20 protein-coding genes and 1 tRNA gene are annotated in these 24,418 nt (G+C 57.5%); 7 read left to right on the top strand and 14 right to left on the bottom strand.

The window, feature by feature from the left end:
- Positions 1–90: 90 nt before the first annotated feature.
- The 7 genes from B3K78_RS15510 to B3K78_RS15480 form a co-directional block, all read right to left on the bottom strand.
- Positions 91–3,228, bottom strand: a complete 3,138-nt coding sequence (locus B3K78_RS15510) for an efflux RND transporter permease subunit (RefSeq protein ID WP_286696150.1) — start codon at positions 3,226–3,228, stop codon at positions 91–93.
- Positions 3,225–4,298, bottom strand: a complete 1,074-nt coding sequence (locus B3K78_RS15505) for an efflux RND transporter periplasmic adaptor subunit (protein WP_286696149.1) — start codon at positions 4,296–4,298, stop codon at positions 3,225–3,227. The genes B3K78_RS15510 and B3K78_RS15505 overlap by 4 nt, the downstream gene beginning before the upstream one ends.
- Before the next feature lie 195 nt (positions 4,299–4,493).
- A complete protein-coding gene (locus B3K78_RS15500) occupies positions 4,494–5,777 on the bottom strand; it encodes a YncE family protein (protein ID WP_286696148.1) in 1,284 nt (427 codons plus the stop codon).
- A gap of 138 nt (positions 5,778–5,915) precedes the next feature.
- Positions 5,916–7,040: a CaiB/BaiF CoA transferase family protein gene (locus tag B3K78_RS15495; protein ID WP_286696147.1), complete on the bottom strand. Its 1,125-nt coding sequence runs from the start codon at positions 7,038–7,040 to the stop codon at positions 5,916–5,918.
- Positions 7,041–7,145: 105 nt separating this feature from the next.
- Complete coding sequence (locus tag B3K78_RS15490; protein ID WP_286696146.1) at positions 7,146–7,661, bottom strand: DUF2939 domain-containing protein; 516 nt, start codon at positions 7,659–7,661, stop codon at positions 7,146–7,148.
- Between the two features lie 181 nt (positions 7,662–7,842).
- Positions 7,843–8,520, bottom strand: a complete 678-nt coding sequence (locus B3K78_RS15485) for a response regulator transcription factor (protein ID WP_286696145.1) — start codon at positions 8,518–8,520, stop codon at positions 7,843–7,845.
- Positions 8,517–10,130, bottom strand: coding sequence for a sensor histidine kinase (locus tag B3K78_RS15480; RefSeq protein WP_286696144.1), 1,614 nt, complete (start codon positions 10,128–10,130; stop codon positions 8,517–8,519). Before B3K78_RS15480 ends, B3K78_RS15485 begins: the two co-directional genes overlap by 4 nt.
- A gap of 125 nt (positions 10,131–10,255) precedes the next feature.
- Here B3K78_RS15480 and B3K78_RS15475 point away from each other — a divergent pair, with 125 nt between their 5' ends.
- Both B3K78_RS15475 and B3K78_RS15470 read left to right on the top strand, forming a co-directional pair.
- Entirely contained in the window at positions 10,256–10,849 is a 594-nt protein-coding gene (locus tag B3K78_RS15475; protein WP_204996649.1) for a metal-independent carbonic anhydrase family protein, read from the top strand.
- 74 nt (positions 10,850–10,923) lie between these two features.
- Positions 10,924–11,652, top strand: coding sequence for a hypothetical protein (locus B3K78_RS15470; protein ID WP_286696143.1), 729 nt, complete (start codon positions 10,924–10,926; stop codon positions 11,650–11,652).
- 59 nt (positions 11,653–11,711) lie between these two features.
- Here B3K78_RS15470 and B3K78_RS15465 read toward each other — a convergent pair.
- Positions 11,712–11,788, bottom strand: a tRNA-Ile gene (locus tag B3K78_RS15465).
- 169 nt (positions 11,789–11,957) lie between these two features.
- On the opposite strand from B3K78_RS15465, the gene B3K78_RS15460 reads away from it, so the two are divergent.
- The 3 genes from B3K78_RS15460 to B3K78_RS15450 are packed head-to-tail and all read left to right on the top strand — an operon-like array spanning position 11,958 to position 16,443.
- Complete coding sequence (locus B3K78_RS15460; RefSeq protein WP_286696142.1) at positions 11,958–13,826, top strand: adenylate/guanylate cyclase domain-containing protein; 1,869 nt, start codon at positions 11,958–11,960, stop codon at positions 13,824–13,826.
- 20 nt (positions 13,827–13,846) lie between these two features.
- Positions 13,847–14,218 (top strand): response regulator, encoded by a 372-nt coding sequence (locus B3K78_RS15455; protein WP_204996664.1) that lies wholly within the window; start codon positions 13,847–13,849, stop codon positions 14,216–14,218.
- Complete coding sequence (locus B3K78_RS15450; RefSeq protein WP_286696141.1) at positions 14,215–16,443, top strand: ATP-binding protein; 2,229 nt, start codon at positions 14,215–14,217, stop codon at positions 16,441–16,443. Before B3K78_RS15455 ends, B3K78_RS15450 begins: the two co-directional genes overlap by 4 nt.
- Positions 16,444–16,447: 4 nt before the next feature.
- Here B3K78_RS15450 and B3K78_RS15445 read toward each other — a convergent pair whose 3' ends face one another.
- The 5 genes from B3K78_RS15445 to rpsU all read right to left on the bottom strand — a co-directional run bounded on the left by B3K78_RS15445 (position 16,448) and on the right by rpsU (position 21,701).
- The gene (locus B3K78_RS15445) at positions 16,448–16,867 is read right to left on the bottom strand and encodes a hypothetical protein (RefSeq protein WP_286696140.1); all 420 of its coding nucleotides are present in this window, start codon (positions 16,865–16,867) and stop codon (positions 16,448–16,450) included.
- A gap of 175 nt (positions 16,868–17,042) precedes the next feature.
- On the bottom strand, positions 17,043–18,830 hold the full coding sequence (rpoD, locus tag B3K78_RS15440; protein ID WP_204996667.1) for an RNA polymerase sigma factor RpoD: 1,788 nt from the start codon (positions 18,828–18,830) through the stop codon (positions 17,043–17,045).
- A 123-nt stretch (positions 18,831–18,953) separates the two neighbouring features.
- On the bottom strand, positions 18,954–20,843 hold the full coding sequence (gene dnaG, locus B3K78_RS15435) for a DNA primase (protein ID WP_286696139.1): 1,890 nt from the start codon (positions 20,841–20,843) through the stop codon (positions 18,954–18,956).
- Between the two features lie 64 nt (positions 20,844–20,907).
- Positions 20,908–21,354, bottom strand: coding sequence for a GatB/YqeY domain-containing protein (locus tag B3K78_RS15430; RefSeq protein ID WP_204996669.1), 447 nt, complete (start codon positions 21,352–21,354; stop codon positions 20,908–20,910).
- A gap of 131 nt (positions 21,355–21,485) precedes the next feature.
- Positions 21,486–21,701, bottom strand: coding sequence for a 30S ribosomal protein S21 (gene rpsU, locus B3K78_RS15425; protein ID WP_027874250.1), 216 nt, complete (start codon positions 21,699–21,701; stop codon positions 21,486–21,488).
- 193 nt (positions 21,702–21,894) lie between these two features.
- Between rpsU and tsaD the strand changes: the two genes are divergently transcribed.
- Together tsaD and folB are read left to right on the top strand one after the other, a co-directional pair.
- Positions 21,895–22,926 carry a tRNA (adenosine(37)-N6)-threonylcarbamoyltransferase complex transferase subunit TsaD gene (gene tsaD, locus B3K78_RS15420; protein WP_286696138.1) on the top strand — a complete coding sequence of 344 codons (1,032 nt, stop codon included), beginning with the start codon at positions 21,895–21,897 and terminating at the stop codon, positions 22,924–22,926.
- A 5-nt stretch (positions 22,927–22,931) separates the two neighbouring features.
- Positions 22,932–23,288, top strand: coding sequence for a dihydroneopterin aldolase (gene folB, locus B3K78_RS15415; protein ID WP_204996671.1), 357 nt, complete (start codon positions 22,932–22,934; stop codon positions 23,286–23,288).
- On the opposite strand, the gene B3K78_RS15410 is transcribed toward folB, so the two are convergent.
- Positions 23,289–24,395, bottom strand: coding sequence for a tRNA nucleotidyltransferase/poly(A) polymerase-related protein (locus B3K78_RS15410; RefSeq protein WP_286696137.1), 1,107 nt, complete (start codon positions 24,393–24,395; stop codon positions 23,289–23,291).
- Positions 24,396–24,418: the final 23 nt, after the last annotated feature.

Genomic DNA, 24,418 nt, shown 5'->3' with positions numbered 1-24,418 from the left:
AAGCGAAGGGCCGGATGTTACCGCCTTTGCTGCCCAACAGGCTGTGCCGCATCGCGTTGCTGGCGAGCAAACGCGGAGTCTGGCGTAGCACTACTGGACGGCACTGCTGCGTCGCTGGCGCTGGCTTTGCCACCAGAGGCGGATATCGCTGTCGATGGCCAGCATCAGCGGCACGGTATACAGGGTGGTGATCGCGCCGACAATCCCGCCCCAGAACATCACCATGATCATCGGCGTCTGTGTGGGGTGCGCACCGGCAATACCGTAGGCTGCAGGGCCGAGCCCGGCGCTGGTGGTAAGGGCGGTAATTAAAATGGGGCGCAGCCGCACGGCGGCGGCTTCGGCAATGGCGCTGCGCTCAACAATCGCACCTGGCTGCCCGCTTTGGTGGTGGAGCTTATTCACTTTATCCACCAGAACCAGTGAGCTGTTCACCAGCACGCCGGCCAAGCCAAGGAAGCCGACAATGGCCGAAACGCCCAGCACGAAACCGTGCAGGGTTAGCACGATCAGCACGGCGACAAACGCCAGCGGGATGACCGCCATAATAATCAAAGGCTGACTGAGGGAATTGAACAGCAACACCATCAGGAAAAAGATGCTGACCAGTACAATCATCAGACCGGTGCCCATCGACTCAGCGGTTTCGGCCTGCGCGACCAGTTCGCCGCCCAACTCAACCCGGACTCCCGGGTATTTCGCTGCAAATTGTTTTTCATCTAACCAGGCTTGTAGGCGGTGATTGATGTCCACCACCGACAGTTGGTCGCGGTTCACCTCCGCGCGGATGGTTTCAGCGCGGCGACCGCCGTAGTGGGCGATAACCGCTTGGCCCTGGCGCACCTGGAATTGGGCAATATTGCGCAGTGGCACTTGCTCGCCACTTGGGTTCAATACAGTGAGTGAGCGCAGCGCATTGATGTCGTTGCGGTACTTGTCCTGTAGCTCCAGGCGATAGCGAATGCGCTCCTCGACGGTTTGCAGTTCCTCGACCAGTAGGCCGTCATAGGCAATACGCAGTGCGCGGGTGACATCCGCGACTGCGATACCGGCATTGGCGGTTGCGGCATAATCCAGTTTGAGTTCGATCAGGTTTTTGCCGGGGGTGTAGCTGGTCCATACCTCGGTAACACCGCGCTGTTTGCTCAGCCAGGCCATCAGCGCGTCGGCAATTTCGCCGCGCACTTCATCGGAGTGGGCAATCACCCGCGCTTCAACCGGCGTACCCACCGGCGGTTGCTCGTTTTCAATGTCGACGACAAAGCGAATCGCCTGCGTAAACTCCGGCCGCAGTTGCTTGAGGCGGTCGCGAATCTCGGCGGCGCTCAGCTCCCGGTGTCGCCCGGACACCAGGGTAAGTTGCACTTTACCCAGCGACGGAGATTTAACTTGGATCATATCGTCGCTATTTGGATCGCTCCATTCACCCACAACAGAGAAGTGGCCGGTGATAATGCCATCGGGAATGGTTTCCAGCGCGCGTTGCTCAATGCGATTGATCACGGCGGCCGTGGTATCGATAGTCGTGCCTGCGGGCATCTCGATACCAATGGTGATGTCGGTGGCATCGGTGTCGGGGTAGCTTTCAAATTGCAGGTAGTGCGAGAGCATGACGATGGACAGGAAAAAGAGTGCCAGCCCACCCGACATGGCGATCATGGGTCGCCTCAGCATGGGCGTCAGGGTGGCGGCATAAAAGTGTTGCACATGGCGAAACCAGCTTGCCTTATCGCGCCCGGCCTCGGCGCGTTTCAGCGATCCGGCGATGTGGGAGGGCAGTAAAATCAAACACTCGAAAAGCGAGGCGAGAATAATCAGCACGACGGTTGCCGGGATCACCCACATAAACTTGGCGTCTTCCCCGCCGATCAGGAGCAGGGGCATCATGGCAAACACAGTGGTTAAGGCACCGGTAATAACCGGGCTGGAAACACTGTTTACCCCGTTCACAGCAGCGTCTCGAATCGACATACCTGATTCAAAATGGCTGTAGATGCTCTCGCTGGTGACAATGGCGTCATCCACGAGCAGGCCGAGCATCAGAATGATGGCGACGAAGGCGACGGTGTTGTAGGTCACGCCGAAGATCGGCATCAGCGCGATGCCGAGCAGCACGGCGACGGGTATGCCGACGACAACCCAGAAGGTAGAGCGCCAGGGGAAGAAGAATAACAGCACTAAAGTGATCAGGATCGCGCCCAGCATGGCGTTGTCCAGCAGAGTCGAGATCACCACCTTGGTAATATCGGCGCCGTCGTCGACGACCGATAACTGCACGGTGCTGGGCAGGTTTTTCCTGAATGTATTGAGCAGGCTTTTAATATCTTCCGACAGCGTCAATTCGTTGCTGTCTGCCTGCGCGCGAACGGTGAGCACAATGCCCTGCAAGCCACCTTTGTAATACGAGACGGTGGCTTCGGAGAAGCCCTCGGTCACCTTTGCCAGGTCTTTTATTCGCAAGTGGTTGCCGTAGCCGTCACTGCGGACGATCACCGAGGCGACTTCTTTGGGTTCGCTAAACTCGCCCACTGCAACGATGTCTTGTTCCCCGACAAAGGAGGCCAGCGAGCCGCCCGTTTCAGTGACATTGCGGCTTTTGATGGCGCGTTCTATTTCTGCGTAGGACACGCCAAGGCGGTCCAGTTTCAGCGGGTCGAGTTGAATATGGATTTCGCGGTCGCGATACCCTAGGCGGTCGACACCGCGAACGCCGCGAAGCGAGCGCAATTGGTCTTGCAGCGAGCGCGCCAGTTTGCGCAGCGTGGCTTCCGGCGCTTGGCCGTACAGCATCACAATGGCCACAGGGAAGTCTGCCGACTTGGCTTCCACCAGCAAGGGTTTTTCCAGCAGGTCTGTCGGCAGGCGGGATTGGGCGCGGTCTATGGCGCGCTGCAGGTCTCTGGCCATTTCGGCCAGCTGCGCCTTATCCGCCTCGGGGTCGGCGTTGACCTGAATCAGCGACATGCCTTCGGCGCTATTCGAGCGCAGTTCGCGAATACCGTCGACAGACTCCAGCTCTTCCTCCAGCGGCACGGTAACGCTGAGCTCCATTTTCTCGGCGCTGGCGCCGGGCCGCAGCGTGGTGATGGAAAAGCGGCCGTTGGACAGGTCGGGGGCGCTTTTAATGGCGCCGGTTTGCAGGCTGTAAAAACCCAGCAAAATGCCCATGATCATCACCAGATTGACGATCAGGGGGCGGTCGATAAACCAAGCGTAAAAGGACTTCATGGCTGAGTCTCGACAGTAACGGCTAGCCCGTCGGTAATCAGTTCCAGGGGAGAAAGGATCAGCATTTCATCGGACTCGAGGCCAGACAACACCGGAATTTTGTCGCCACTGGGTAGGCCAAAGCGCGGCTCGCGACGCTCGGCGATTCCTTGGTTGACCACAAAGACTACCGCCTTACGCTGTCTGTCGACCACGGCTGTGCGAGGAATAAAGAGCACTTTACGGTTGCTTTCAACGTCTATGCGCACACTGGCTGACATGCCCTCTCTAAGCAGCACATCGGCGTCGGACAGGCGGCACTTTACTTCAAAGTTTCCCGTGCGGGGGTGGGCTGACTGGGCAATCGCCTCTACTCTGGCGCGGTACACCTTATTGCTGGCATCGCTGCGCACTTCCACGGGGGTGCCCAACTTTAGCTGATTCACTTCGGCCTGGTTGACCCATGTGATGACTTGCAGTGCTTCCTGGGCCTGAATCTCGATCAGTGCCTGCCCCGGTTGTACGCGCTCGCCCTGCTCGATGGGCTCGCCGTCAACCACACCCGCTATCGGGCTGCGTATATCCCGGTCGGCGAGTTCACGCTGTGCCAGCTCTAACTCCGCTTGCGCAGACTGAAACCGTGCTTTAAGCGCGTCGTAGTGGGAGCGCGCATTGTCCAACTGGTCATCAGAGACCGCGCCGGTTTCTCGCAATTGGCTGAATTTTTGCCATTGCCGCTGCGCCTGATCCATGTCGGCCTCACTGCTGGCGCGAATGGCGCGGGCGCGCTCGACACGCAAATTTTGCTTCTCGTTGTCCAGGCGCATGAGCAGCTGGCCTTGTTGAACCGCTTGGCCTTCTTTGACGAGAACCTTGGTCACTACGCCGGCAGCCTCTGCGGCAATATCGACCGTTTCCGCCGACTGCAGCACACCGGAGGTTTCCAGTGGGTAAGACCAGGGGACGGCGGGGAAGCGTTTTACGTTGACGGATAGCTGCTCAACGGCAGCCTCGGGCACGGGCGGTGGCGGCTCGGAACAGGCGGATAGAAAATTGACGATTGCCAGCAGCAGCCACGGTTTTATATTCATTGTTCGTCCTCTTCCTCAAGGGGGAGAGGATACCTGTTTACTTCACAATATAAATTACCAGTGAATTAATTATCCGTTTGCAAACGGGGGCCATAAGGCCGGAAGGGGTGACGGGAAGCCGGAGAGTGGTTTCCGGCTATAGGGAATCGCTGTGCTTGAACTGCCGCCAACGACCGGGCATTGGCGGCAGCGGCGTTATTGTGGGTTGGCGAGCAGTAGCTGGCCGGTGCGAATGCGCTGGGGATGGTTGCCGACGGGAACACTGGCGACCTGTTCGGCGGTTTCGAAGTCGATGACGACCACGCGGTCCTGCTCGCTACTGGATACATAGCAGTGTCGGCCGTCTTCGCTTTCTGTAGACCAATACGGCTTGGAGCCCAGCGGCTGCTCTGACAGGGTAACGGTCTTGTATTCGAAGGTTTCCCGGTCAACGATCGCGGCATAGCCGGACATGGTGGCCGCGACGCAGAGCTTGGTGCCAGCGTGATTCAGCGCCAGCCCGTGGTGGGCGGAATTAAGCTGGTATTTGCGCAGTGGCAGGGCGGCGATTTGTGGCGGCACTGGCAGGTCGATGTGACGGGTGATGCGGTGCGCCTTCAGGTCGTACTCGAAGAAGCCATGAAAGAAAGAGATTTGCAGGTAGGCAAAGCTCTCATCGGGCATTACCGCCATCGGCCGCACTGCTGAGTCCACCCAGTCCATGCCGTACTCTTCGAGCTTTTCGCGCATATCAATGGTGTTGAGCACCTTGTAGCTGTTGGCGTCGGCTATCACAAAGCGCCGCTCGCCCTTCAGCCAATCCAGCCAGTCAGACGTGGTGGGGACGAACACGCGGCCAATCGAAGCGTGATAAATGCGCTGGCCGTCTTTGGAGTAATTGCTTTCATGGGGCTGATCGCCGGGATAGAAATTGTCGACGATCTCGCCGGTGGCGGTATCAATGGCGTGTACAACGCCCCCCGTTGAGGCGGAAATCAGGAAAATACTGCCATCCGGCGACAGGGCTGCGTGATCGGAACGCACACCCTTCACTTTGGTGCGCCAGGCAATTTTCCCGGTCAGCACATCCAGGGCGATGGCATCGGCAAGGCTGGGGCGCGACACATAGAGGTAGCGGCCATCTTTAGATGGAAACAAGTCGTCGACCAACTGGTCGTTGCCTTCACCAATAACGTGGCGAATAAAACGCGCGGCAATGCGGCGGTACAGGCTGTCATTAATTTCGGCGAAGCGCTCGTCGATATCTGGCACTAGGTTAAAACGCGCCAGCACCTCAAAGGTCTCCGGGTCGAAAACTTCGGCCGTTCCATCCCAGTTGCTGCCGACAACAACGGCGTTGCGCAGCGTGGTTGTGTCGGGGTCGATCGGCGTGTTTGCCGCCAGCTGCGGGCCTACGGGGCTTAACGGTCGGGAGAGAAGAAACAGTGCGATGGCAACCACCACCAGCAATGACAGCAGCAAAGTCTTAAACAGTCGCATGATGAAACCCTTTAGTTATTAGTCAGGCGCAGCAATCGCGCTTTCGGGCTGAATCATATCAAAAGGGGAGGTGTGTAATTGTCGCCTTGGTGACAGTTCGCCGAGTGTCGCTAGGGCATTGGGGCCTGTTAACTGGCCCTAGGTTGCTCCCGCTTGCTTCATGGCCTCAGGGTCGAGGCCCAGGCTGGATAGGATGTCGTGATTATCCGCCCCCAATACATGGGCCTGGTGGGGCACGTCCGGTTGGGTGCGGCTAAAGCGGGGGGCGGGGGCAGGCTGCTGTACGCCGTCGATATCAAGCAACACCCCTCGCTCGCGAACATGTTGATGCTCCGCCACTTCAGACATTTTCAGCACTGGGGTTACACAGGCTTCCTTACCGCTGAATTGCTCGGCCCATTCGTCACGGCTGCGGGTTGCCACCGCGGCAGCTATTTTGGCTTTCATCTCTGGCCAGTGTTTTTGGTCCATCTGGTGGGGGAGCGCTTCTTCACTAAGGCCGAGCCCGCTCAGCATCGCTGAATAAAATTGGGGTTCTATCGCGCCGATGGCAATGTACTCACCGTCTGAGCATTCATAGGTGTCGTAGAACGGTGCTCCGCCATCGAGGATGTTGCTGCCGCGCTGCTCCTGCCAGAAGCCGGTTTGCAGCGTCGAGAAGAAGGTGGCCATCAGTGTGGTGCTACCATCTAAGATCGAGGCGTCGACGACTTGCCCTTTCCCCGAGGTTTTGGCCTCCAGCAGCGCGCAAACCATGCCGTAGGCAAGCAGCATACCGCCGCCACCGAAGTCGCCGACCAGGGTGAGAGGCAGTATCGGCTTACCTCCCTTTTCGCCTATTGAATACAGCGCACCTGAAATGGCGATGTAATTGATGTCGTGACCGGCCTCGCGCGCCCAGGGCCCCTGTTGTCCCCAGCCGGTCATACGGCCGTAGACCAATCGCTCATTGATTGCGGTTGCGTCTTCTGGGCCGATGCCCAGTTTTTCGGTAACGCCCGGGCGAAAGCCCTCAATCAGGCCGTCTGCCGACTCACACAGCTTTAGCGCCGCATCGATGCCCTGGGGGTGTTTTAAGTTAAGGCTGATGCAGCGTTTGCCGCGATTCATAAAGTCCAGTTTTGCATCGAGCGGGAAGGTCGGCCCTGTTGGCCGTTCAATGCGTATGACCTCTGCACCCATATCGGCCAGCAACATACCGGCAAAGGGCCCGGGGCCAATGCCGGCAATTTCTATTATTCGCAAGCCTTTGAGTGGTCCCATGAAATGGCTGACCTCGAGTAATCGTTATTATTTGTCGCGTCTAAAATGCGCTATACGCAGCGCTCAGCCTGTACCCTCATCGCCGGCTTAGCAAGTTACGAGGCATTAAAAATTCATAATAATATTGGTCAGTTTCCAGTCCAGGTTGCGTCGGCTTAACACGAAAATGCCTTGCTCTGCAGTGCCTTCATGCAGCGTGATATGAAAGGTGTCCCAGGCGGCGTATGCCAATTTGGCGTCTTTAAACGTTTCTCTGAATTCTGCTTTTTGCGCCTCTTGTTGCTCGCGGCTTTTGGCTTGCTGGCCCTCGTTGGTGTCGAGCATGCGGCCAATGGCTTCCGGGGTGATGAACGCATCCACCATAGAATTGACGACCACCGAGCCAAATGCGGCGCCCATGGCGGCAAAGGGATTGTCATTGCCCGCGCTGGCGAGCTGCTGCGAAAGGGAGGCGTTTAACTGGCTTTTTACGTTTTCCCGCAGGATCGGGAATTCGATGTTTTCGGCCAGCGCCTCGGCATCCTTGTTTTCTGCAGACGTGAACAGTTGGTATGCGGTGAGGTAGGGCGATGCGGCGACATACGCAGCGAATACTATCGCGATGACGATAACTTTCTTCATGGGGGCTCCATTAAAACACGCGGCGCTCGCATCAGTGCTTGGCCACTTCCTGCCTGGCTGATTTGCGCACGGGGCGCGCATTGTAAACAAAGATACGTTTCGGCACGACTCTGGCCAGTTCCCGGCAATGCCGTGAGAGCATCGAAGATGACGATGGCTGAACAGCCGTTGGGGAGGCGCCCTAGTCGTTTACCGGGCTGAGCAAGCGATAGCCCACGCCGCGCCGGGTCTCAATGATGGAGGTCGCGCCCGCTGCGCTGAGCTTTCGGCGCAGTCGACTGATATACACATCAACAACATTGGTTTCGGGCTCCGCTGTGCTGGGCCACACGCGGCTCATGATTCGTTCACGGGACCAAAACCGGTTGGGGTGGCGGGCTAACAATTTAAGAAGGTCGAATTCCAGGGCAGTGAGGGGCACGTCCACCCCGCGCAGCTGCGCAGTATGTTCCTCGGTGTTAATGGACAGGTCTCCGCATTGCAGCTTGGGGCTTTCAACCTGGGGGGCGGCTCGTCGCACCAGTGCTTCCACGCGCGCAAGCAGCTCCTCAAAGTCGAAGGGTTTTCCCAGGTAGTCATCGGCGCCGGCGCGCAGGCCGTCGATGCGCTCATCCACGTCGGCCAGCGCAGTGAGCATAATAATCGGCACGCGGTTGCCTTTGGCGCGCAGCTGACGGCAAAGTTCTACGCCATCACCACCGGGCAGCATGCGGTCGAGGATAATAAGGTCCACGTCTGTTGCGGCGGCGAGCCCACTTGCCACATTTTCCGCAATCGAGCAGGAATAGCCCTCCGAGGACATGCCTCGCGAGATCATTGCCGCCAGTCGTTTGTCGTCTTCAACAATTAACAGCTTCATGGTCGTATTGGTAAGGTGATGGTCATCGTCGTGCCGCTATCGGGGTGACTGTCTGCGCGGATATCGCCGCCGTGGGCCAGTGCGATCGCTTTGGCAACTGCAAGGCCCAAACCGAGCCCTGCACTTTCACTGTTGTCGCGACTATTGGCTGAGGTGCCGCGGAAAAACCGGTCGAAGATATAGGGCAATTCCTGAGGGTCGATGCCCGGCCCCTGATCTTCAACGGTGATTACAACGCCTTGATCTTCGCGTTTTGTTTGCAGGTGAATGCATCCCTGCGAGGGGCTAAAGCGTCGGGCATTGTCGATGAGAATTACCAACAGCTGACGAATTCTCGCCGGGTCGAGCAGTAAATCGGGAATGGCAGGGTCAAGGTTTGTGTGTATCGCGACGTGATTATCGGCCGTTAGCACACTCGACTCTTTGACCACGCTTTCCAGTAGCGTATTCAGCGCCACGTTTTCGCGCATTAAGCGAATTCGCTCGGCGTCTGTTCGGGCGATAAATAACATGTCGTCAACCAGTCGGCTGAGGCCGATAGACTGCTCGAGCACAATGGCCAGGGCATCCTGATAGTCTGCTTTGGTTCGGGAGTCGCCACGCAGTGCAACCTGTGCCTCACCGCGAATGACGGTGAGTGGGGTTCGCAACTCATGACTAACGTCGGCGAAAAATTGCCGCCGCACATTGTCCGAGCGCTCCAGCGCTTGGTTGGCCTCCATCAATTCTCGCGTTCTGGAATCCACGGCCTCCTGCAACTCGCGCTCGGTGCGTGCCTGCTGGGCGGTAAATCGCGCGAGGCGCTCAGCCATCGTGTTGAAATTGGTGCTGATCTGGTTGAACTCCGCATCGGGGGTGGATGGAATGCGGTAGTCAAATTTGCCGTCAATCCAAAGGTTGGCCGCGTGGTTTAGGGTATCAAGCGGCCGCGCAATCCCTCGCACCAATACCCATGCCATTGCCAGACCCAGCACGGTAGTAATCAGTACCAGCCCAACGGCAACGCCCAGCGCTTGAGAGTGAACGCTTTGAATCCGGTTGTTCATCAGCGCAACGACCGAGCGCTGACGTGCCAGGGCTGCATTCACTTGTTCGCGAAATCCAACGTCAATGCGCTCCTCCAGGATCGCGTCAACGCGCTGTGAGCGTTCGGAGCTGGGCGGTAACTGCAGTGCCGACGTAAAGTCTCGAATGATCAGGTCGATAAGCTGTTCCAGTTCTACGGTGTCCTCTACCGCGCCGGGTGCAAATTCCTCGCCTATTGCGTCGCGCTGTTCTATCTCCAGTGCTTTAATTTTGCCCAGCGATTCCGCGATCGCTTGACGCTTGTTGCGCACCACACTCTGGTTGGCCGTGCTGCCCAGTAGCACTTCGTCGGTAAGTTGTTTGAAAAGCCGGTATGTGTGAACAGAAAGCTGCAAGTGTTCGTTTAATAAGTCTTGTGCGAGGTTGGCTTGATGGATGTGGCGGTCGGTGGCTTTAACCGACCAAATAGACAAGACCGCGGCCAGTAAAACCGCAAGCGTTGAAAACGCGACGACGACGCCAATTTTTGATCGATAAGTCATGAACACAACGATAGCACGTTCCCGGTGGCTTGGTGTTTTCATACGCGGCGCTGTTCATGTTCGGTTCATCTTCTGAACAGGCGCAGTTCATCGAACTCTCCTTAATATTCATCTCGAGGCGCGGCAATGACCGCCGAGCGTGTTACTAAACCATCTGGAGATGAACGATGAAAACCATGAAATCTAACAAACTGGGCAAAGGGCGCTTTACTGCCAAAGCGGCTACCGCGGTGATCGTTGGATCAGTCGCGCTGGGATTAACTGCCTGTAGCCAAACAGAGGCCGGTTATAAAAACTCGGCGGCAATTTCTAAAGCGGATGTTCTGGCCGCGCAAAAGGCCTGGGGTGACGGGATCGTAGCGATTGGCGATGTTTATGAAGAAGGTGGTGATTACGCTGCCCGCGCCAGTGAGCACATCAGCAGCCTGTACTCCTACGGCAAATCTGAAGTGCTGTTCAAGCCGACGCTCGCCAGCGATCAGCAGTTCCGCGACAGCTTCGGTGGTGCACTGTCTTACTTTGTAGGCGGTGAGATAGAAGAAGACAAGGGCTTCGCTATCAAGCCGTGGTCGAAGGTGCGCTTTGGCGAGCAGCAAATCATTACCGACTCCGACTCGGCGGTAGCGATGGGGAACTACTTCTTCACGCCCGAGGGCGCGAGCGACGAAGTGAAGGTGGAATTTACCTTTGGCTATGTTCGCGATGAAGACGGCAACCTGCGCATCAATGTGCATCACTCCTCGCTGCCTCACAGTGGCTAATGAGAGGCTAGCAACCCAGGCCACCCCGCATACTTGCTATGCGGGGTGTTTCAAGTAGCGAAACCGGTGACGTGATGAAGAGTAAACTCCCCCAGCTTAGTTTTTTGCTCGTCAGTGCACTCGCGAGTACGTCGATATATGCCAACACCTCGTCGGTGTTTAGTCCCGATGTAAAGCGCGGTGACACCAGCGCCGAATACCGCGCCAGCCATGTGCCCACTGACGGTTCGCGTGGCAGTGAATTCAGCCAGCGCGTACACCTGCAGCATGCTTTTAACGACACTTGGCGGCTGCGCTTTATCAGCGCTCAAAGTAAAGATGCCGGTGAGGATTTCGCCTTCGACTACAGCAGGCTGGAGCTACAGCAGCAGTTGCTGGAAAGCGAGCATGCCGGTTGGGATGCCGCGCTGCGTTATGAACTGCAACTGGGCGCCAATCGCAATGCGCCCGATCGGTTCCGCATTGCCGCGACGGGAAAATGGGACTTTACCAATGGCTGGCAGTTCAGAGCGAACCTGCTGGTGGGTAAGGAGTTTGGTAGCAATGCCGACGATGAAACGTTGCTGGAAGCGCGCAGCCAGATTACCGCGCCCTGGCAGGGCATGCGCGTGGGCGTAGAAGCCTTTAACGATTTTAACTATGACAGCGGCGTGATTGCCTACAACGAGCAAGACCATCAAATAGGCCCCATTCTTAAAGTTAAAGCGGCAGGCTTCTCCATTACCGCCAGCTATTTGATGGGCGCGTCAGACGCCGCGGATCAGCACAATTTTCGCCTGCATGTGTCCAGAGCAATTCACTAGCGTATTTGGGTGAGTCGCAAGTTTTAACAGGGCGCTCGCCTAAAGAGATTGGATGTGGATGGTGGGCCCGGACAGACTTGAACTGTCGACCTGCCGATTATGAGTCGGATGCTCTAACCAACTGAGCTACGGGCCCTGAGAGGGTGGTTGCCAAGCCGCCATTGATGCCGGCTTTTGACCAAGCGCGCATTATAAAGAGGCCTTGTCTGCAATGCCAGCGACAGTCGTGCGCTGGCGTTATTCTCTGTGTAATTTTACAGCGGTGCTGCCATAATTGGCCTAACCACGCTGGCGCGGAGTCTATTTTGAAAGATCAACAACGCATAGAGAAGGCGTACCTGGACGATGTTCGCCAAAGCTTGTATGCCTCTTTGGCGGCGATGCGCAGCCGCTTGTCTTCGGTGGTCGCTGAGTTGCAAGGACAGCCCGATGTGCTGGCAGACCTGGAGCGAGTGGTCGGTGCTCTGCAAGCGCTGGAGGCTTCCCTCAGCGCTGCTGGCGAACACGATGACGACACTGCATTGGCGAGGCTTCGCCACGACCAGCGCAATCATATCGGCGTGGTTGAAGGCTACCTTGAAATTGTATTGGATGACTTGGTCGACGATGCACCGCAGGCAGTGGCATTGCGAGAAATTGCTGACTTATCCCGACAATTCCATGTAGCGCTGGAAAAATTTCGCCGCCCCAACCAGCAAAGCGATGATACGGATCCGGTCTCGGCAATATTTAAGAGCTTTCGCCGAGGTTTGTCGTCGGGGCCGCGCAGCGCCGAGCCGGCGACGATTTTGGTGGTCGATGATAACGACAGTGGGCGAGAGCTTATCGCGCAGCAATTGCAGCGCCAGGATTATCTGGTGGTGGAGGCGGCGAGTGGCGAGCGCTGCCTGGAGGTTATGCGCAGCGCCAGGCCTGACCTCGTGTTACTGGACCTGGTGATGCCGGGCTTGAATGGCTACGAGGTACTGCAGGCAATTCGCGATGATGAGGAGCTGCGACGCATTCCGGTGGTGGTGATCAGTGGTGTGCAGGATGAAGTTGGCGCGATTCATTGCATCGATGCTGGCGCCAGTGATTACCTGATCAAGCCCGTTAATGCCACGCTGCTGAACGCCAGGGTGTCGGCACTGCTGGAGCGCAAGGCCTGGCAGGATCGCGAGCGGGAGTATCTTGCCGAGCTGGAGAAGAGCCAGCGGTTTATCCGCAAAGTCTTTGGCCGCTATTTATCTGATGAGATCGTTCAGCGCCTGCTGGATGACAACGATGGGCTGACACTGGGTGGCGAGCGTCGCCGTGTGACGGTGTTGATGGCTGACATTCGCGACTTTTCCACCATTAGTTTGCAGTTGGAGCCGGAGCGATGTGTAAGCCTGCTGAACAACTATCTGGCGGTGATGACTGAGGTGATCCAAGCCTATCGCGGCACGGTGGATGAGTTTGTTGGCGATGGCATTCTGGCCGTTTTCGGCGCGCCGCTGCGGGAAGATGACGACGCCGACCGAGCGCTGGCCTGCGCAGTGGCCATGCAGCAGGGAATGGCTAAGGTGAATGCGCGCAATGTGGCCGAGGGCCTGCCCGCGATTGAAATTGGCATCGGCTTGAATACCGGCGATGTTATTGCTGGCAATATCGGTTCCGAGTTGCGCAGTAAGTACGGTGTGGTGGGGCACAATGTTAACCTGACCTCGCGTATTGAGTCTTGCACGGCTGCTGGCCAGATCCTCGCATCGCCCAGAACCCTGGCATTTAGCCGTGTTGAAGTACTGTGCGGCAAGCGCATTAGCGTATCGGTGAAGGGGCTCGATGAGCCGTTGGAGCTCAGTGAGGTGCTGGGTGTTGGCCTGCCTTATGACCTGTTGCTGGAGGGCAGAGACGAGCCCTGGCACCAGTATGCGCAACCGATAGCAATGCATATGAGCGTGCTGGTGGACAAGCGTTTGGGGGCTGAGCGCCTCCCGGTAAGCCTGCACGCTTGTCGCGATAATGCGCTGTTAGTGGCCTGCGACACAGCGCTGCAATTGCCGGTCGATGTCTGCTTGTTTGGTCCCGACGATACGCTCTCTCTGTACGGCAAGATTGTCGGTCAAGAGGCGGGAAACTACGAATTAAGAATGACCGTTAACCCCAGTTTGCACGCGCAGTTGTTGGCGCTGGACAGCCGCAATACCAAGTAAGCCGATTAAAGAGATGTGATATGGCCACCCTGTTGTTGGTAGAAGACAATGAAATGAACCGGGATATGCTGAGCCGGCGTTTGCAGCGTCGCGGATACGACGTGTTGCTTGCGGTAGATGGCCAGCAAGGTATTGATATGAGCCGGGAGCATGGGCCGGACCTGTTGCTGTTGGATATGAGCTTGCCGGTAAAAGATGGCTGGCAGGTGGCCAGAGAAATGAAGGCCGATCCGGCGCTGCAGGGCATTCCATTAATAGCGCTCACAGCTCATGCCATGGCCGACGACCGGATGCGGGCAATGGAGGCCGGTTGTGACGACTACGATACTAAGCCGGTTGATCTGCCTCGCTTACTCTCGAAGATTGATGCCTTACTCGGGTCCGGCGAATGAGTTTTACACGCCGCCTGACCTTTTCATTCGTCGCAATTTTGCTGCTGTCTCTTGGCAGCGTACTCGTGCAGGTGTGGGGCAACGATAGCCGCCGCCGCAATGTCTGGCTGCTGCAAAGCGTGATCAATACCCAGGCAGAAATGAATGCCTTCAGCCAGCAGCTCTACGGCCTGCAGCGAAAAATGCGCGTGGTCGAAGCGCTTAATCAGTCTGCAGCCAACCAGCAATTGAGCGAAGATGAGCGCAACGAGATATTGCAGGCCCTTGAGCAATTGCGCGCTTTGCAGCGCCAGCTTAGTCGCGACCTGAAGGAATTTATGCGGCCTGAGGATTTTGCGCCGCTGCGCGTGGATACGCTGCTGGATGGGTGGCAGCGCTATGTGATGGCGACAGAGCGTGGTGACGGCGATGCCGAGGCCCTGCAGGCCCCCAGTGAGCTGGCGGAGTATTACCTGCGCATCAGCCGTCAGCTGAGTGAAAACGAACTCCTGCTCCTTATTCGCTCTGATGAGATCAATGCCAAATTGAAGGACATCGTTAGCCTCACTAACAAAGTGGCGCTGGCGGTGTTTTTGCTGGCACTGATCGTGACCTTCGTACTCGGGTATTACATGACGCGCTATACCCGTCGTTCTATCCGCCAATTGCAGAAAGGCACCGCTGAATGGGGTAGCGGCAACTTTAACTACCGCATTGCGGATATGGGGTATGACGAATTCGGCCAGTTGGCAACCTCCTTTAACGAGATGGCGTCCAACCTGCGCAATGCCATGGCGCGGGTGCGCGAGGCCAGCCGCCGCGCCGATGCCGCAAACCAGGCGAAAAGTGGTTTTCTGGCGAATATGAGTCACGAGCTTCGCACGCCGATGAACGCGATTATTGGCTATTCGGAGATGTTGCTTGAGGAGATCGAGGACGACCCCCAGCTCCCGGCCGAGCAACTTCAAGCGGATTTAGAGAAGGTGCAGCTGGCCGGTAAGCACTTACTTACGTTGATCAACGATGTACTGGATATATCCAAGATCGAGTCCGGCCGCATGGCGGTGTTTTGGGAGACGGTGGAACTCACCTCGGTGCTGCGCGATGTTGAGGTAACCGCTCAGCCATTGGTCGCAAAAAATAATAACCGCCTTCACTGCAGTTATCACGTCGAGGAAACGCCGCTGCGCACTGACGTTACGCGCCTGCGCCAAGTGTTGCTGAATTTGCTGAGTAACGCTGCCAAGTTCACCCGCGGTGGCGATATTCGCTTGAAAGTCTGGGCGGAGCAAGAGGCACCCGACGAGCTGTGCTTTGAAGTGTCTGACAGCGGCATAGGTATGAGCCAGGAGCAGTTGGAAAAAGTCTTCGACGCGTTTGTACAGGCTGACTTGTCGACAACGAAACAATATGGCGGCTCAGGCCTGGGCTTAACCATTTCGCGCAAATTTGCCGAGCTGCTGGGCGGCAGCCTGAGCGCGGAGAGTCGCGAGGGGGAGGGCAGTCGCTTTTTGCTTAAACTGCCTGTTAACGGCGAGCAAAGCAGCGCGATGCAGGCTGCGGTGGTCGGTGAGGAATTGGCCGATGTGCTGGTTATTGATGACGACAGTAATACTCAGGAGATTGTTCGCCGCCACCTGCAGCGAGAGGGCTACGGTGTGCGCCTCGCTAGCTCCGGTGCAGATGGCTTGGCGCAGGCTCGCCAGCAGCGCCCGGACCTGATTGTGCTCGATGTGATGATGCCGGTTATGGATGGCTGGCAAGTGCTGCATGCGCTGCGCAGCGACGCAGAGCTGAGCTCGGTGCCGGTGCTCATGCAGTCGATGTTGAACGAGCGCGACCTCGGCCTGTTGCTGGGGGCCAATGAGTATTTGGTGAAGCCTGTGGAGCGCGACGAACTGACGGCGGCGGTGCGCGAGCTGATTCCTGCGGGCGCGGCCGGTAACCTAATGCTGTTGGAGCAGGGCGGAGTGTTGGCGAAGGTGATCGCCAAGTCGCCAGGTGCGCAATATTGGCGAGTGTATCAAGCGGAGTCGGTTGAACAGGCTCGCAGTATGCTGGCGGAGCGGCCGTGGCAGTTATTTGTGGTGGGGCCACATGCCGACGAGCAAGGCGTTGGTGAGTTTTTGTCAGAGCTGCGAGGCGGTCAGTGGCGGTCTGTGCCGATTATGCTTGCGCGAACCGAAGAAGACACCTGTGTACTTGAGCAGCAGTTGGCGCTTTATTTACGACGCGCGGGGCAGTAGGGCGTTATTGCAGCGACAGCTGGCGGAGCTTGTCCAAGGCCAATTGCAGGGCTTGAATTTCTTGCTCAAGCTGTTGCTGGCGCTGCTGAGAAATGTCTGCCTGCCGCTGGGCCTGCTCCAGCAAAATGCGGGCTTCAAGGGCATAGCCAAGTGCTTCAAACAAGACGGTCTGTTCGTTCTGGCGGCCGTTATGCAACACATTGAGCTGATCGAGGCTGCGGGTGGCACGCGCGGTGCTGGCGCGTGGGTTGTCTTTGTTCAGGTAAAGCAGGGTTAGATAACTCAGTGCTTGCTGGCGGATGCGGGTGGCGTTGCGCGGCTCGTGTGCGAGGGTGCTGAGTTGGTCTTCGGCCACGTAAAAATGACCTTTGTTGACGAAGTTGATTGCGGTTTGCAGGGCCTCTTCCAGCTGCTTTGCTTGCACTGCATGCTCATCCATAACTGGCGGAGCGGGTGCTTCTTCCGGCGTTGATCCGCAAGCGGTAATAGCGAGCGTCAGGCAAACGGTAACATGGCGTAATGTGCGAGCTAACAAGGTCGTTCTTCCGCTGTTTTCGGGGCTGACAAGGGCGGCTCGCAGGAGCCGCCGCTACAGAGCTTTACTCGTCGAGGAAGCTGCGCAGATGATCTGAGCGCGTAGGGTGACGCAGTTTACGCAGTGCCTTGGCTTCAATCTGACGAATCCGCTCACGGGTAACATCGAATTGTTTGCCAACCTCTTCCAGAGTGTGGTCGGTGTTCATATCGATACCGAAACGCATGCGCAGCACCTTGGCTTCGCGGGCGGTAAGCCCTGCCAATACATCTTTGGTTGCTTCGCGCAGGCCTTCACCCGTGGCCGAGTCTACCGGCGAGGAGATCGTGGTGTCCTCAATGAAATCGCCCAGATGCGAGTCTTCATCGTCGCCAATTGGCGTTTCCATGGAGATCGGCTCTTTGGCGATCTTGAGCACTTTGCGAACTTTATCCTCAGGCATTTCCATGCGCTCGCCCAGCTCTTCTGGGGTCGGCTCACGGCCCATCTCTTGCAGCATCTGCCGAGAAATACGGTTTAGCTTGTTGATGGTTTCGATCATGTGCACAGGAATACGGATAGTGCGCGCTTGGTCGGCGATTGAGCGGGTAATCGCCTGACGAATCCACCAGGTGGCGTAAGTTGAGAACTTATAGCCGCGGCGGTATTCGAATTTGTCTACGGCCTTCATCAAGCCGATATTGCCTTCCTGAATCAGATCCAGGAATTGCAGTCCGCGATTGGTGTATTTCTTCGCGATAGAGATAACCAAACGCAGGTTCGCCTCAACCATCTCCTTCTTCGCGCGACGCGCTCGCGCCTCGCCGATGGAGATGCGACGGTTGATCTCTTTAATGTCGGAAATTGTCAGGTCCTGGCGCTCTTCAATGGCCGCAATGCGCGACTGGATGCGCGCCAGCGTCGGCTTGTAGTCGGCCAGTGCCGGGTATTTGCTGCTGTGCTCGTCCACCCAGTCAGCATTGGCTTCGTTGCCCTGGAAGCTGCGGATAAACTCCTTGCGATCCATGCCGACGTTTTTCACGCAGATCAGCATAATTTCTTTTTCGAGCGCGCGAATTGAGCTGAGCGTGGTGCGCACTTCTTCAATCAGCGGATCGAACATGGAGGGCGTCAGTTTGAAGAACTTAAACAGTTCGCCCAGTGCCGCCAGCTCTTTCGCGGTTTGCTTGCTGTAGCGACCGTGTTTGGCGATGCTCTTTTCGACTTTATCTTGCTGTTTTTGCAAGGCGGTGAAGCGGACGCGCGCCTCTTCTGGGTCGGGGCCAGAGCTGGTTTCTTCATCGTCGTCGCTGGACTCTGCTGCGGCAGCGGCCTGTGCCTGCGGCGAGGGCACGTTGTCGGCGGGGTCGAGGTAGCCGCTCATGATATCGCCTAAGCGGCGCTCTTCGGCGGCAACTTTGTCGTACTCAGCCAGCACGCTTGGGACGATGCCTGGGTAGTAGGCCAGTGCGGCCATCACATCGCGGATGCCTTCTTCGATGCGCTTGGCGATAACGATCTCGCCTTCGCGCGTAAGCAGCTCGACGGTGCCCATTTCGCGCATGTACATGCGAACAGGGTCGGTGGTGCGCCCCGTTTCGGTTTCCACCGCGGCCAGTGCGGCGGCAGCTTCGGCGGCGGCGATGTCGTCAGAGGAGTCGCCGCCGGTCATGATCAGTGTGTCTTCATCCGGTGCATGCTCAAAGACCTGGATGCCCATGTCGTTGATCATCTGGATGATTTCTTCAACCTGATCCGGATCGGAGATGTCCTCGGGAAGGTGGTCATTAACCTCGGAATAGGTCAGGTATCCCTGCTCCTTGCCTTTGGCAATGAGTTGTTTGAGGCGCGATTGATGAGTGGAATCATTCATTCTTGCAAAATACTCGTAGGTGCAGGTGAAAAAACAGCCGCGTATTATACCTCAGCTGTATGGTCTACGACCAGCAAAAACAGGCTCTGTTCAGAATTGCCTGTCTATTTCTACCGCCGTTGCTTAGCGCTGGTGTTTATTGGCCAGCAGTTGCTGTACGTGTTTGAGCTGAGCTTTGGTGTCATCACTGAGTTCAGCGTAGTTGCCGTCGGGGCCTTTGTCGACTTCGTCGCGCTCGCGAAGGCTCTCCAGGCGGGCTTTTAGGTCGCGATCGCGCTGGCGCTCCTCGAAGTAGTTGAGGGTGTCAAAAAAAGCCGTTTTGGCGCGCTGGTCATCCAGGGTGGCGCCCAGCAGTTCGATGGTTTTTAGTGCTTCGGTCAGCAGTAAATATTGCGGCTGGCCGTGCCAGTGGCCGAGCAGCATGGCCGTGGAGGACTCCGGGCGTTTTTGCAGCAGGGATAATATTTCTTCCAGCAGCTCGCTCGTGCGCGAGGGCGGCGCGGCCTTCAGTGCGGTGGTGGAGGCGGCGATGGTTCCCGGGGCGTACAGCAGCATAGCCAGTGCGAACAGCGCCGGGTCGCGCTTATTGTCTGGCAGGCTGCCGAGCAGGCGCTCAGTGTCCGTGTTTTTCGGTTGGCGCTGTTCGGGAGAGGGCGTTTCGTCAGCGGTACCGGGTTGCGCCGTGCTCTGGGCCTCTGACTCGCTGCGCTCGCGCAGTTTGTCGAGTGCGGCGCGGCTCAGACCGCTGCGTTTGGCCAGCTCATCGAACATAAGCTCGCGAAACACGCCGTCTGGCAATTGAACCAGCAGCGGTGTGGCGAGCTTGGCCAGTGCCGCTTTGCCCTCAAGGGTGGCTGGGTCGAGGCGGTCGTTGAAGGCGTCAAAAAAGTACTCCTCCAGCGGTGCGGCGCGGGCGATCAGTGCTTCAAAGCCGGGGCCGCCGACGCGTCTGACGGTGTCGTCGGGGTCTTCGCCCTCGGCGAGGAATAAAAAGCGAATGCGGCGGCCGTCTTCCATAGTGGGCAGCGCATTTTCCAGCGCGCGCGACGCCGCTCGGCGGCCGGCGTCGTCGCCGTCGAAGCAAAACACGATTTCACTGCAGTAGCGAAAAGCGGTGCGCAAATGGTCGCTATTGCTGGCGGTGCCCAGGGTCGCCACGCCGCAGCGAATGCCGTACTGCGCGAGGGCGACCACATCCATATAGCCTTCGACAATGATCACCCGCTCGAGCTGGCGGTTGTACTGTCTGGCTTCATAGAGGCCATAGAGCTCGCGGCCTTTGTGGAAGATGTCGGTTTCCGGAGAGTTCAGGTACTTGGGTTTGTCGTCGCCCAGTACGCGACCACCGAAGGCGACGACGCGGCCTCGGTTGTCGCGGATCGGGAACATAATGCGGTCGCGGAAGCGGTCGTAGACTTTGTCGCTGTCCTCTTTTTCCACCAGCATGCCGGCATCCAGCAGTTGTTGGCGTGACTCATCGTTGCTGCCAAAGCTCTTTAGTACATTGTCCCAGCCCGGCGGTGCGAAGCCGATGCCAAAGTCGCGGGCGATTTGCCCGCTGAGGCCGCGTTGTTTTAGGTAGTCGACGGCGCGTTGGGCTTGAGGGTGCTGGCGCAGCTGGTTTTGGTAGAACGCGGCCAGCTGTTCCATGGCGTCGTAAATCGTTTTACGGCGCTGCTGGCGCTGTGCCTGCTGGGGGCTAAGCTCTTCGCGGGGGACTTCCAGGCCTGCACTGTGGGCGAGGCTGTCGATCGCCGAGGGGAAGTCCTGGCGGTCGTAGTCCATGATAAAGCCAATGGCATTGCCGGCCGCGCCGCAGCCAAAGCAGTAGTAGAACTGCTTGTCGGGGTTAACGCTGAAAGAGGGGGTTTTCTCTTCGTGAAACGGGCAGCGGGCAGTGTAGTTGCGGCCTGTCTTCTTTAGCGATACGCGCCGATTAATAACATCGACAATATCCACCCGCGACAACAGGTCGTCGATAAAAGATTGCGGGATGCGTCCTTTTGCGGCCACTGGCGTTATTCCGAAGGCGGAATGGCTAGCCTAGCAGGCACGTGCTCGGCTAGCCAGCTGGCGATTACTGGCTGAGCCGCTCTTTGATTTTGCGGCTCACGCTGCCCATGTCTGCGCGGCCTTGGGCGGCGGGCTTGACCAGTGCGACCACCTGGCCCATGGCTTTGACGGAGTCCGCGCCGCTGTCGGCAATAGCCTTATCGATCAGTGCGTCCAGCTCCTCGTCGCTGAGCGGCGCGGGCATGAATTCCTGAATGATGGCCATTTCAAAGCGCTCTTGCTCGGCAAGCTCTGTGCGCCCGGCTTCTTCATACTGGCTAATGGAGTCGCGACGCTGTTTGCACATTTTGTCGAGCACGGCCAGGCCGCGCGCGTCGTCGACCTCAATGCGCTCATCCACCTCTATACGCTTGAATTCAGCGAGTACCAAGCGAATAGCGCCCAGGCGCTCTTTCTCTTTCGCCCGCATAGCCGCTTTCATGGCGTCAGTCAGCGATTGCTTAAGGCTCATGGTGTCAGTCCTCTGCAGTGGGGCGGAATGGGTAAATGTGTCAGGCACAAAAACGGGCGGCTTTTAGCCGCCCATTTATGGTAGCGCGTTGTCGCACTGAAAGCAGGTGCTTGCCGCACCCGCTGAGCAACTTAGTAGAGGCGTTGCTGCTTTTTCATTTCGCGAGAGACTTTCTTCGCGTGGCGTTTAACCGCCGCCGCAGCCTGACGCTTACGAACCGCTGTGGGCTTCTCGTAGAATTCGCGACGGCGAACCTCAGCGAGTACACCGGCTTTTTCGCAAGAGCGCTTGAAGCGGCGCAGAGCGATATCAAAGGGCTCGTTTTCTTTGATCTTGACTGAAGGCATTCGTTAAACCTGTCCTGATAATATTTGGCAATGAATTCTAATCGGTCCACCCAATAACTAAAGGTGGCACTCCAAGGGCGCAGAATTCTAAACGCTCATTTGTGAAAATGCAAAGTAAAAAGCGCCTTATCTGGTGCCATTGTGTGGAAATCAGTATCATGCGCGCTCAATCGGTGGAGCAAATAGGTAGGCTGTGCGGGTACTGGGACTAGAAAGCTCCTGTGATGAAACAGGTGTGGCGATTTACGACAGTGAGCGGGGCTTGTTGGCCGATGCGCTCTATAGCCAGATTGCGCTGCATGCGGAATTTGGGGGTGTCGTCCCCGAATTGGCGTCCCGAGACCATGTTCGCAAATTGCTGCCGCTGGTGCGACAGGTGCTGGATAGCGCCAATTTGCGTGGCAGCGATATCGATGCTGTGGCGTATACCGCTGGCCCAGGGCTTGCCGGCGCACTGATGGTGGGCGCCTGCGCCGGGCGCGCAATGGCGTACGCCTGGGGCGTGCCGGCATTGGCGGTACACCATATGGAAGGGCATTTATTGGCGCCCATGCTAGAGGACACCGCGCCGGAGTTTCCTTTTATTGCCTTATTGGTGTCTGGTGGTCACACGCAACTTGTTCGTGTGGATGGCATTGGTAACTATCGCTTGTTAGGCGAGTCGCTGGACGATGCCGCCGGCGAAGCATTCGACAAGGCCGCGAAGATGCTCGGTCTTCCCTATCCTGGTGGCCCCCAGTTGGCGAAGGCCGCTGCTCAAGGTGATGTGTCCCGCTTTACCTTTCCCCGGCCAATGGTCAATCGCCCCGGTTTAGATTTCAGCTTTAGTGGCCTGAAAACCTACACCTTAAATACCGTGGCCGAGTGCCGTGCCGATGGGCAGCTAAGCGACGGCGATCGCAACGATATTGCTGCCGCTTTTCAGGAGGCTGTGGTCGACACGCTGACGATTAAATGCCTGCGCGCACTGAAGCAGGAGGGCTTGAAGCGCTTGGTGATTGCCGGCGGAGTAAGTGCCAACACCGCGCTGCGTGAGCGTTTGGAAGGGCGGCTGGCGACAATTGGCGCAGCTGTGTATTATCCGCGCCCTGCTTACTGTACCGATAATGGTGCAATGATCGCTTACGCCGGTTGTTGTCGCCTGTTGGCGGGGCAGAGCGAAACGCTGGCGGTGCAGGTTAAGCCGCGTTGGCCAATGAATGAATTGCCGGGTTTGGAGCGCTAGTCGTCATGGATACTGTGTATGTGCGTGGGTTGCAGGTGGATACCATTATTGGCATCCACGACTACGAGCGTGCGCACCGTCAGACCGTGATTCTGGACCTTGAACTGGGCTATGACATCCGCGCTGCCGCGGCCTCCGAAGATATTGCCTTGACGCTGGACTATCAGGCCATAAGCGAACGTCTGTGCGAGTTTATTCGCGGCAGTGAATTCAAGCTGGTGGAAACCCTCGCTGAGCGCTGCGCCGCGCTGGTGCGCGAAGAATTTGGTGTGCCGTGGTTGCGCTTGCGGTTAGCCAAGCCCGACGCGCTGCACTACGCCGAGGAAGTTGGCATTGTGATCGAGCGCGGTGATCGCGCCTGATTAAGCCTCGTTGATAAGCTGCTGCAACTGGTCCAGTCGGGCGTTTCTCAGGGCGTTGCCCAATGCGGCGCCGGTTATCCCCTTAGCGATAAAGTCTTGAGCGTTAATTTTCGCCAACCTATCAGCCGCTTGAGTCAGTAAATTCAGGTAGTGACCGTTTTCGCCGCGCAGGTCGGCAAGCTGGCAAAATTCCATCAATATCTGTGGGCGTCGCAGATAGTCCAGCTTCTCCAGTATCGCCAACACACACTCTGCGCTGGGCTGACTGCCCAGTGCCGTAGAGAGTGGCAGCAAGCTCGCGCCGAGCTGTGCCAATTGGCTGGCCGCTTTGCTGGCGTGGAGCTGTTTGCACAATTGCGTACAGGCGGTGGTGTCGAGCTTGCTGCAGCTCAGCGCAAAGCGGATCTCAGGGCCCTGGAGTGAGGCGCCGGCGGATGTGTTCAGTGCATCGAGCAGGTCGCGGTCCAGGCTGGAGGCCCATTGGGGGTACAAGGTAGGCAGTGCCTGGCAGTCCAGTAAAGCGTTAAAGAAGGCGGAGGGTGTGCGTTCACTTAACGCCTTGTTGATCTCTACCAGTATGCGTTCCGGGCTTAAGGCCTGCAGCTCCTGCGGCGTCGACATTTCGCGCATTAGCGCGCGGGTTTCATCGGCGATTGTGAAGCCCAGGTGGGCGTAGCGGGCGGTAAAGCGCGCCACGCGAAAGATACGCAAGGGGTCTTCTTTGAAGGCCGGTGAAACATGGCGAAGCAGGCGACGCTCAATATCCTTGCGGCCATTGTAGGGGTCGATAATATCGCCGGCAGCGCTTTTGGCGATGGCGTTAATGGTCAGGTCGCGGCGCAGTAAGTCGTCTTCAAGGGAGACTTCCGGGCCGAATTCGCACTGAAAGCCGTGATAGCCCACGGCGGTTTTGCGCTCTCGGCGCGCCAGCGCATACTCTTCTTTGGTTTCGGGGTGCAGAAACACTGGAAAGTCTTTGCCAACTTGCTCATAACCCTGTTTGAGCAAGGTCTCGGGTGTAGCACCGACCACCAGCCAGTCGCGTTCATGGAAGGGGTAACCCAGCAGTTCGTCGCGGACTGCGCCGCCGACTAAATAGATGTCCATAGAGTGGCATACTCCGCTATTTC

It is taken from the genome of Spongiibacter sp. UBA1325 (assembly GCF_002306875.1).
Lineage (GTDB): Bacteria > Pseudomonadota > Gammaproteobacteria > Pseudomonadales > Spongiibacteraceae > Spongiibacter > Spongiibacter marinus.
The sequence above is the reverse complement of the archived record's forward strand: the minus strand, read 5'-3'. Positions and strand labels throughout refer to the sequence as shown.